Source organism: Candidatus Desulfatibia sp. (genome assembly GCF_036446775.1).
Classification (GTDB): domain Bacteria; phylum Desulfobacterota; class Desulfobacteria; order Desulfobacterales; family UBA11574; genus Desulfatibia_A.
Map to the genome: position 1 here is coordinate 1 of NZ_JAZFTO010000124.1, position 2,818 is coordinate 2,818.

Consider the following 2,818-nt stretch of genomic DNA (forward strand, 5'->3'; position numbering starts at 1 on the left):
GGGCATAACCCATAAGATGACTGATGTCGGTGATCGTTATGTTATGGAAGCAATGGTGGCTTCCGGGGCTATTTTAGGCGGCGAAGATTCCGGTCACATGATCTTTTTGGATCAGCATACCACCGGAGACGGCATTCTTGCTGCTTTAAGACTTATTGAAGTCATGCATGCGAATTCAAAACCCCTGTCAGAGCTTTGTAAAATTATGGCCGTATTCCCTCAGGCCCTTAAGAACGTGGAAGTTGGTCAAAAACCTGACTTGGAAACCGTACCCGAGATTCAAGATGCAATAAAGTCTGTTGAAACAAATTTAGGGGAGCAGGGCCGGGTGCTGGTTCGTTATTCCGGTACACAACCCATATGCCGTATAATGGTAGAAGGGCCAACAATAGAAGAAACAGGTAGATATTGCCGCCAATTAGCTGATATTATAAAAAACCGTTTGGGAAAATAGTAACCGTTCAGAGGTTCAGCGTTTAGTTCCTTAGTTGTAAATTTTGTGTTTTTACTGGCAAAACTTTTTCGTATCCATTCATGGAGTAATTGAGCTAGTGGAAATTCCAAATAACAAATCCCAAAAAACAAACAAATTACAATTCAGCCGTCGTAGCCAAAAGGCTACTATGGCGAAGTCGGCTGACCGAAATTCAAAAATCCCTCCGGGGCGTAGGCCCGATGCCCCTACGGGCCGGAGGCCAACCCTTATAATCGTGAAGAAGGCCAAACGACTTGAAAAAGATATTTTCATCAATACTGGAAAAATTAAAATAGTTTAGTTCTTTAGTATTTGGAATTTGGAGCTTGTAGTTTGGAATTTATATTGCTACTTCGAGTGCTTTACCCCATTCGTTAGGCTTTTAGCACATAGGTACTGCTCGTGCAGAACGTGCCTGTCTGATGCAATCTCTGCACGAACGTCCCTGTTTTGCCGAGAAGTACGGAGAAAATAACGATGGCCAGAACTATTCCAGGAAATGTTTCCATATTTGACTGAAGAATTGCATTTACCTAAAGAAAAACTTTGTACCCGACCTTGAGAGCTTTGGCCAGAATTTTAGATAGCTTCTTGCCGATCGTTCGTTTGCCGTTTTCCATTTCGGAAATGTGGCTCTGCGGAATACCGGTCAATTCCGAAAGCTGTTTTTGGGTTAATCCCTCTTTCACCCGTGATCCAGCAAGGCACACACCCGGCAATTCTTCGTCCGAATATTCCGGGAATAGATCCCGCCAAGGAACCGAATCGGAAACGTTCACAAAGCCCAAGGACTTCAGCGCTGCAACTGCCTTATCCTTATTCGTAGGCGGGCCTATGAATTTAAGCTCAATAGGGAGCTTTTTCGTGTGTTCCAACATATGTCACCTCAACCAAACGAATTTCTTTTTCCCTTATTTCCCAGACGGCCACGTAAGTCGGATGTCCCTTTTTTAAATGGCAATGAAAGCGATTCTTGCCCAATGAACCATAGTTTTGCCAATTGTTTCTGTAAGGGCCGTAAAGTTCGATTTCTCTCAAAAGCCGAAATAGCGCTTTGGTGACACCAACCGGAAGTTTGCGAAATTGCTTTTCCGCCTTCTTTTTAACGGTGACCGTCCATGTCATGATTCAAATATACCAATTATGGGGATATTGTCAACAGCCATAAGCTGAGGTCAAAAACCGGGGTGAAAACTTAGTCCAATTTTTAAGTCTGGTAAGGAGCCATGAAAAACTCCCCGGTTTAGGCTTGAGGAGTATTCGATTGTGGCGCAGTCACGGTCTACAATTTAACTTTGCATCAGAAGGAGGAGCCTGCTGAGCAGGTTTGCAGGGTAAGGAAAAATTATATGATTCATGAGCGATTCGTGTCAGATTTCGACACGTCTTGCACATAAGCAATAATTTTAAAATATTCAAGCGTCCCTCAAATTCGATCAACCCCCTCCATCATATAATAAAATCCGTAAAGTCCGAGACGTACTTAACATATTAAGTTTATCTCTTTGGCGCTTTGTGTTCAGTGGAGAACATCCCCATAAATGTGTTAATCGGACAGAATAAACTTTAAAAGTGAAGGATGTCCCCAAAAATACATCCTATAATAATCGCAAAAAATTTTGCAGTTTAAATAAGCTGCACTTATGGTTGGCAAACATCGCTATTCCGCATTAATTAATGCGATTATTATATTACGGGTTGCGAGTCGAAAGGCCTGCGCGCTGCTTGAAGAGCGCCTCATGAAAAGCATTCGGGGCTTGAGGAGCGGCCCAAAAGGCCGTGAGGGATAAGGGTTGTGGGTTGAAGCGCATCGGAAAACCCAATTCGTCGGGGCGAGCATTGCGGTAAGATGAATTTTAAGGAAAGCCAAACGAATTGAAAAAGATATTTTCGTCAATACTGGAAAAATTAAAATAGTTTAGTTCTTTAGTATTTGGAATTTGGAGCTTGTAGTTTGGAATTTATTTGTAATTTGGTGCTTGGAATTTGTGATTTTAGACACAAAACTGCCAAGGCAGAGCCGGAGAACTCTGACTTGCCCCAAAGGACCAGGTTTTTCAGGACTAAATAAAAGGAATGTTTTGATGAGCTTTAATCTTAGTGGTGTTAAACAGGACCTTACAATTGACATCGACTCCGTTGCGGTTCTGATCGTCAATACTCAGAAGGAAAATGGAGAAATACCCTGGTGCCGGGGTGAGAAAACGGATCCCTGGGACCATGTCGAGGCCGCCATGGGCCTCTGTATCGGCGGATATATTAAAGAGGCCCAGCGGGCTTTTGAATGGATGGCTCGCACGCAGCTTGCCGATGGTAGCTGGTATACCTCTTACAGGGACGGTA

At 43.3% G+C, this 2,818-nt stretch carries 2 protein-coding genes and 2 pseudogenes; 2 read left to right on the top strand and 2 right to left on the bottom strand.

Translation table 11 applies throughout. The features are described from left to right. A pseudogene (locus V3S16_RS05900) lies at positions 1–454 on the top strand (phosphoglucosamine mutase); the annotation flags it as partial. Between the two features lie 554 nt (positions 455–1,008). Here the strand turns inward: V3S16_RS05900 and V3S16_RS05905 are convergent. Both V3S16_RS05905 and V3S16_RS05910 read right to left on the bottom strand, forming a co-directional pair. Further along, entirely contained in the window at positions 1,009–1,353 is a 345-nt protein-coding gene (locus tag V3S16_RS05905) for a helix-turn-helix domain-containing protein (RefSeq protein ID WP_413883750.1), read from the bottom strand. Then, a complete protein-coding gene (locus V3S16_RS05910) occupies positions 1,322–1,600 on the bottom strand; it encodes a hypothetical protein (protein ID WP_413883751.1) in 279 nt (92 codons plus the stop codon). The genes V3S16_RS05905 and V3S16_RS05910 overlap by 32 nt, the downstream gene beginning before the upstream one ends. A gap of 959 nt (positions 1,601–2,559) precedes the next feature. Here V3S16_RS05910 and V3S16_RS05915 point away from each other — a divergent pair. Next, a pseudogene (locus tag V3S16_RS05915) lies at positions 2,560–2,818 on the top strand (phenyltransferase domain-containing protein); the annotation flags it as partial.